The organism is uncultured Agitococcus sp. (assembly GCF_937920075.1).
In the GTDB taxonomy this organism is placed as follows: domain Bacteria; phylum Pseudomonadota; class Gammaproteobacteria; order Pseudomonadales; family Moraxellaceae; genus Agitococcus.
The window spans coordinates 1-6,077 of sequence record NZ_CALETI010000209.1 but is presented as its reverse complement, the minus strand read 5'-3'; the positions used below and the strand labels follow the sequence as shown (position 1 = coordinate 6,077).

Annotated in this window: 7 protein-coding genes; all 7 read right to left on the bottom strand. The window is 42.2% G+C overall.

Annotated elements, in window-relative coordinates; genetic code table 11:
* A partial coding sequence (locus Q0212_RS16790) for a head-tail adaptor protein (RefSeq protein ID WP_367175732.1) occupies positions 1–121 on the bottom strand: 121 nt, incomplete at its 3' end.
* Position 122: 1 nt separating this feature from the next.
* Entirely contained in the window at positions 123–434 is a 312-nt protein-coding gene (locus Q0212_RS07705; RefSeq protein WP_297924200.1) for a head-tail connector protein, read from the bottom strand.
* A gap of 56 nt (positions 435–490) precedes the next feature.
* On the bottom strand, positions 491–1,759 hold the full coding sequence (locus Q0212_RS07700) for a phage major capsid protein (RefSeq protein ID WP_297924198.1): 1,269 nt from the start codon (positions 1,757–1,759) through the stop codon (positions 491–493).
* Between the two features lie 64 nt (positions 1,760–1,823).
* Positions 1,824–2,534 carry an HK97 family phage prohead protease gene (locus tag Q0212_RS07695; RefSeq protein WP_297924196.1) on the bottom strand — a complete coding sequence of 237 codons (711 nt, stop codon included), beginning with the start codon at positions 2,532–2,534 and terminating at the stop codon, positions 1,824–1,826.
* Positions 2,534–3,757 carry a phage portal protein gene (locus Q0212_RS07690; protein ID WP_297924194.1) on the bottom strand — a complete coding sequence of 408 codons (1,224 nt, stop codon included), beginning with the start codon at positions 3,755–3,757 and terminating at the stop codon, positions 2,534–2,536. The genes Q0212_RS07695 and Q0212_RS07690 overlap by 1 nt, the downstream gene beginning before the upstream one ends.
* Positions 3,754–5,475 carry a terminase TerL endonuclease subunit gene (locus tag Q0212_RS07685; RefSeq protein WP_297924192.1) on the bottom strand — a complete coding sequence of 574 codons (1,722 nt, stop codon included), beginning with the start codon at positions 5,473–5,475 and terminating at the stop codon, positions 3,754–3,756. Before Q0212_RS07685 ends, Q0212_RS07690 begins: the two co-directional genes overlap by 4 nt.
* On the bottom strand, positions 5,475–5,957 hold the full coding sequence (locus Q0212_RS07680; RefSeq protein ID WP_291396338.1) for a P27 family phage terminase small subunit: 483 nt from the start codon (positions 5,955–5,957) through the stop codon (positions 5,475–5,477). The genes Q0212_RS07685 and Q0212_RS07680 overlap by 1 nt, the downstream gene beginning before the upstream one ends.
* Positions 5,958–6,077: the final 120 nt, after the last annotated feature.

The window sequence follows — 6,077 nt, the reverse complement described above, 5'->3', positions numbered from 1 at the left end:
GGCTTATACGCGCCCACACCGTACACACGTCAACCCATTCTTGCTTTTCACCACCACTTAAACCGCGTGTTTTGGTAAGGCGTTGGAAGGTGACGCGGTGTCTTAACTTACCTGCTTGCACGTTACACGCCCCACTTTCTGTAAGGATTCATCAAGTTTTGACACGTCATATTGATATTTAATGTCATGCCTTGTTGTGCTTCTCTGTTTTCGTACAAGTCACCCAAAATTAATAAAGCGGCAAATTTTAAGGCTGGTGCTAGCTCGCTTGGGTTTGTTTCATCTTGGCAAACAGGATCAGTAAATGGTCTGTCAATGTAATCTTTAACAGCGCGTAAAGCTGTTTTAATCAGCATTTCAATATAAGCATCTTCATCACCGCTATCTTCTTCTATGCGTAGATGTTTTTTAGCTTCTATGACAGAAATACTCATTAAAAAAACCTCAATAAAAAAGCCCCAATCAAGGGGCTTTATTTAACAAACTAAAATTAAGGTGCTACGGCTACTAAGTCACCTGTCACCATCGCATCAGGAATGGCCACACCAAAACCTGCACGCATTTCGGCACGAATTGTGACTAAGTTTTTAGTAAAGTTGTCACCATCTTCAGTAGATGCTTCAACCATGACTTCATTACGCACATAACCCGATACGCCAATCGTCAGATTACCTAACCAAAACTTACCCAAGGGCATTGCAGAAGACAACACAACAGGCAAGCCCCAAATAACAGGTTGCACAACTGCACCGGGTGTACCAAATAGATAGTGACCATCGTCTGTTTTTTCGCGTTCAATTTTACCCCAGTCAACAGGGTTCAAAACGACAGCCTCAGGCATAAGGCCACTGCCCCAAACTTGGTACTTTGCTGTATTGATAGTGTCAATTGCTAAAGCATCAGGCACAGCAACCAAACTATTACCGACTTTCATTAGGCCGCTAAAACTGGTAGTAGTACCGTTGATAACTTTTGCTTCCAACTTTAATCGCACACCATACGCTAAACGACCTTCGATATAAGAAGCCAAAACTGGCATGTCATCTAATAGCTGTTTAGTAATTTTAATCCAGTGGGCAATCACACTAATTGTGATATTTTCAACACCAAAAGTTAAGTTAGATTCTGGTTTAGCCAAGCCTTCCGCCACTTCATCTGCCATAATGTCATAGGCAGATTCGCGTAAATTTGGCACTAAATCATTGGTAACTGGCATCCACGTAATTAAATCAAGCAAAGCCAAGGTTAATTCTTGTGCTTGGTTACGTTGTACGTCAATCGTGGCTAAAGACGCATTGGTACCAATACCTGCAATAGAAATAATGTTACGCGCTTGAATACCATCAATCGTTGTGCGACCACGTTTTGAACGAATCGCATCAATTTGTTGGCGCAATTCTGTGTTACGCGCAAGAATAGAGCCAACCGTATTAGGATCAGCTTGACGTTGATGCACTTGGTCAACCAGTTTTTGCTCGATTTCGCTAAAACGTGCGGCCAAATCAGAAACAACTTTAGCGTCATCATCTAATTTTTTGCGAAGTTCGTCAGGCAATTTACCGTTTTCAAGCGTGTCTTTGTGCTTGTTAATCAAATCATCAAGCGTTTTCATACGCTCGTTTAATTTTTTAGCAATAGCGGTCAAGTCATCAGGTGTTTCACGGCGGTGAACTTTGCGAACACCAAAAACGTGTTTTTCTTCTACAGCTAAAGCAGAACCAATAGCCGCAATAATGTGTTTGTTTTGAGCATTACTCATGGTTTTTTCTCTCAAAAAAGGCATAAAAAAAGCCGCTAAAAAGCGGCCACTGTTAAATTTGGTATTAAAAGTCGAGTGCGTCTAATACCGATTGATACTGATTAACAGGAGTTGCCCCCTGTGAAACTTCTTTTAAACGAGCTAATAATGATGTTGCATCGTCATTAGATAAGCCCATATTAACTAATAATTTATTGGCATCTTCCGCACTACGCACTGCATCAATAGCCTCGGCAGTAGGAGTAATACGCGCTGTTTGGTCACTTGGTTCGTCAACAACACTGATTTCGTACAAATCAACACGTCTAATTACTCTTGCCCCTGTATTGTCTTGATAAACGTCAATCGGATTAGGCTCATAAAACGCAATTGACAAACCGTCAACCGTACCATGTGCCAACATAGCAGCCACATCGTTTGATTGAGACATATTTGGGGTTAGCTCACCTTTGACTAACAAACCTGTATCATCTTCAACCAATTCAACCCACTTACCAATCCGTTTAGCACTATTGCCAGTTAACCAGTCCATATACGCATGGTTATAGTACATATGCACTCGTTTACCACTGGCAATCAAGTCAGCAAATGCACCTTTTTCAAAGCGTTCGCCGTGGCTATTAACATTTGCCCATGTCACCGCATAGCCTTCAAACTTATATGGCTGGCCATCTTGAGCTGGAGGCGTAAAACGTAAAGCAATGGTTTGTGGTGCAGCACGGCGATGTTGCACGTTTGGAGCTTGTTTACGTTGACGAATATTCAAACCACTCATTAGAGTGTCTCCTCTTTGTTTCGTGTAGGCACGACTGCAAGTATTTTGTCGATAGTTGTCATATTGCTTGGCACAAGTAACTGGTCACCATTTGGTTTTGGTTGACGGCCTTCACTTTTACGCGCCTCATTTGGAGTCATATAACCAGATAGAACTTGCTTAGATGTTGCCTCAACACGGTCTTTTAAGTTGGCACGCAAAATAGCATCGGCATCAAACTCTAATTCGTAAGACTCCCATTCAGTACGCGGCAATAAATTGACAACCATTGATATTTCTAATTTCTCTAAGTAAGGACGCAAGTCAAACTTATAAAAACCATTAATGATTGAATCAATACCACTACCCCAAACTGTAGAGGCTGATGTGTCGTTAATCAAAACACTTGGCACACCAAAAATACGTGCAATTTCTTCTAAGCTAAAGCGGCGTGTGGCCAGTAACTCTAAATCTTCAGGCGTTAGACTCATTGCTTCAAACTTCATGCCGCCGCCAAGTACAGCTAATTCTGTTTGGTCACCATTAATTAGACCATTCATCTCAGTACGCAAGGCATCACGCTGTTCTTTTGTTGGCCAGTTTTGTGCTAACAAAGTGCCTGTTGGCTTTGCACCGTTTGACATTAAATGTGTGATCTTGTCATCACCTGCCAAAGCCACCCCAATCGCTTTTTTAGCATGAGACAAAGGCGACAAACCAACCAAACCATTACCAAATAAACGAACGTGCCACACTTCGGCTTCGGTTAATTTTTTACGTGTACCGTCTTGCTGTTGCCAGTGATAAATTAAATCTCCGTTGGCCAATAACTCAGGCTCTACACTGCCACTGTTAAGCACCTGCAAACTAACCAAACGCTTGCCCATCATGCCACGCAACACATAAGCATTGCCGCTCGATACAAGGTTAAGCATTAACTGTTCAAAAAATTCTATGCGAGTTTGACGGCGATTAGGACGGTACTTTAATAATTTGATCAAATCATGTTGAGAGTCTAAAGTGCGATTACCTTCAGAATCTAGTTTGTACATATTGAGTGGTAAACTAGACACTGTTTCAGCCAATAAACGAATACACGCAAACACGGCACTCACTGTCATAGCCGTGTCAAATGTCACAGGTTTAGCTGTTGCACCTGCAACGGTGCTAGCATATTGTCGTCCGCGCTTAGGTTCTGCTGGAGCTAGTCCAAACCATGAAGTTATGCTAGTCCAAACACTCATTTTTTAGTTACTCTCACAAAGTCACGTAAATAATCATCCATAGCGGCATCACTACTATTATCTAAGCTGCCAACTTCATCAAAATGAATTGCTCTAGCCATGGCATTGATTAAAGCCACCGCAGGGTCTATTTTGTTCTCAGGTGAATCTTTCCGAGGGAATATATTGTCATTGGCATCAGGTTTAACAGTCACATTAGAGACAGCCCACGACAAAACAGGATCACCATTATGATGCAATCGACCAGAACGAACTAAAACCTCTATCCACTTCATTGGCTCACTTAAAAAACGTGTCTGTTGTGGTATTTCAACCACAGAAACGCCTGCTGCTTGCAGTCTTTGAGCGATATAAACCGCATTAAATGGGTCAAAACCGACTTCTTTTAGCTCAAAATTGGTAAAATCTTCTAAAATATCTTGCTCAATTTGGGCAAAATCAGTGACATTTCCATCGGTTAATGTCAAATATCCTTGTCTAGCCCATGCCAAATATTGTTTATTTGTAGGTAATTCGGCTGTTTCTTCGTTGATATATTGGTCACTAAAGACATAAAAATGCTGTTCTTCGCCCTGTGGACGCATGAAAACGCGCACTTTTCCAGCCAAATCACTCTTACTAGCAAGGTCCAAACCAATAAACAAAGGGCATCCGACAAATTGTTCTGGTGATAAGTGCTTATCGGCACAAGCAGCCCATAGCTGCATATCCATCCATGACGACCGCGCATTCACCCAGACGCATAAATGCTTAGTTAAAAAGTTTGTTTGAGCCGTAGGCTGTAATTTTGCTTTTTCACACGCGGCTGCTAATGCGTCTTCACTCACTGACACGCCATAATTAGGATTAGCCTTGCGCCATGTGTCGGGGCTAGTCCAATCATCACCGTCATCAATCGTATAGATGATTCCAAAGTAACGGTCATGGCCTACCTTATCCGCCAATATATCAATCACTGTCTGACGTTCACGATAACACACGCCATGCAAGTCAAAGCCTGCTGTAGTAATCATAATCACAACAGGCTGTTCACGCGCTCCAGTAGCAGACTCTAAAACGTCTAGCATCTCACTAGACTTATGCGCGTGAAGCTCATCAACCAATGCACAATGCACATTTAAACCGTCTTGATTACCGCCTTGGTCACGCGATAATGCCTTAAACGAACTGGCTGTATTAGTGCTAAAAATAGAATGTTGCCCTGCTTTAACATCAAAAGCAGATTGCAGCTTTGGCAAGCGATTAACCATTCGCTGTGCCTCTTCCCACACGATACGCGCTTGGTCACGAGTGGTTGCAGCACTATAAACTTGCGCCCCTTGCTCACCTTCAATAAATGCACAGTACAAACCAACGGCTGCTAACAGTGTTGACTTGCCATTTTTGCGCGGCATCTCAACATAGGCATAGCGATAACGGCGACGGCCATTAACATCGACCCAGCCAAAGATATTAGCAACAATAAAAATCTGAAACGGCTCAAGAACTATGCGCTGGCGAGCAGTTGCCCACTTGCCTTGTGTATGAGGCAATAACTCAATAAATCGGCATACATGGTCAACTTTGTTTTTATCAAAATGCCACTGCCAATCTGTTTTTTGTAAATCATTCAGGTATCGTTTAACGGCCTGCTTAACATATAAACAAGCAGATATTTTTTCACTATCCACATCAAGTGCATATTGATGACAATATGCTGAAAAGTCTTTTTGATTCATTAGTGAACCTTCAACTCTTCAAATTCGTTTTTAACTTCTTCACCAAACAAAGCCATTTGTCTATTTTCAACGCGCATACCAGAACGAGCCGAAGGGGTTAAACCAAATTCACGCCCAGTCTTAATAATTTGCTCTTGTAAACGACTACGAATTTGCATCCATGCCGACTGCATTTGAAAGCCATTCGGCGTATCTTGCACCCATTTAGCTAGCTCACCTAATTTAGATTGCAGTTCACCATACTTAGCCACGTTGTCACAATGGAGAGCAAAAATATCACCATCAATAGCAGACAACAAACCCAATGCCACCAATTGAGTACCTAAAGTTTCCCAGTGCTTTTTACCTGATTTGCATAGCCAAACAGGAGGACTAGGCAGATTTAAGGGTACTTCGGGGCCGTGTGTATCCCTGTCATCACGAACGCGCCCACCCTCCAACACTTTTTGTTGAGTTGGTTTTCTAGGACGACCTGCTGACATTTTTTGTACCTATAACAATTTAAGGATGATATACCCCCCCTTTTAATTTTGACCACGCATGAAAAAGGAAGATCGGAAGAGCACACGTCTGAACTCCAGTCACGCCAATGTATCTCGTAT

Coding starts and splice junctions, on each gene's coding strand:
- Q0212_RS07695 (WP_297924196.1), bottom strand. CDS start 2,534: ATGAGTGGTTTGAATATTCGTCAACGTAAACAAGCTCCAAACGTGCAA.
- Q0212_RS07680 (WP_291396338.1), bottom strand. CDS start 5,957: ATGTCAGCAGGTCGTCCTAGAAAACCAACTCAACAAAAAGTGTTGGAG.
- Q0212_RS07700 (WP_297924198.1), bottom strand. CDS start 1,759: ATGAGTAATGCTCAAAACAAACACATTATTGCGGCTATTGGTTCTGCT.
- Q0212_RS07705 (WP_297924200.1), bottom strand. CDS start 434: ATGAGTATTTCTGTCATAGAAGCTAAAAAACATCTACGCATAGAAGAA.
- Q0212_RS07685 (WP_297924192.1), bottom strand. CDS start 5,475: ATGAATCAAAAAGACTTTTCAGCATATTGTCATCAATATGCACTTGAT.
- Q0212_RS07690 (WP_297924194.1), bottom strand. CDS start 3,757: ATGAGTGTTTGGACTAGCATAACTTCATGGTTTGGACTAGCTCCAGCA.